Source organism: Mesorhizobium sp. M1D.F.Ca.ET.231.01.1.1 (assembly GCF_003999155.2).
In the GTDB taxonomy this organism is placed as follows: Bacteria; Pseudomonadota; Alphaproteobacteria; order Rhizobiales; family Rhizobiaceae; genus Mesorhizobium.
The window spans coordinates 1-348 of record NZ_RZOZ02000132.1; the positions used below are offsets into that span (position 1 = coordinate 1).

The following is a 348-nucleotide window of genomic DNA, read 5'->3' on the forward strand; positions in this document are numbered from 1 at the left end:
CTGCTTTCGACGGGCCTCCGTGCCTATTCGCTCTACCGCGGCCTGAAGGATGCCGACATCCGCCAGCTCGGCCGCGGCAACGCCGCCGGCATTGCCCAGAACGGCGGCGGCGATCTCGGCTTTATCCGGCAACGGGGCGTCGGCCACTCCGCAACGTTGCAGCAGAACGGCAACAACAATGCCTATGGCATTTTTCAGTACGGCCGCAACACGGATACCAACGTCGTGCAGGACGGCAATAACGGCAGCGGCCTGACCTTCAGCTACGGCTGGTAGGGCAAGGCGGGACACCTGCAGGTCTTCGCCGCAGGCTCAATTCGCAAGAACCTCGCCATCCCCGCTCTGAAC

At 63.8% G+C, this 348-nt stretch carries 1 protein-coding gene; it reads left to right on the forward strand.

All coding sequences use genetic code 11. The annotated features are described in order from the left end of the window. On the forward strand, window positions 1-276 hold a 276-nt coding region (locus tag EN874_RS32630), incomplete at its 5' end, for a curlin (protein WP_127428854.1). Between the last annotated feature and the right edge of the window lie 72 nt (window positions 277-348).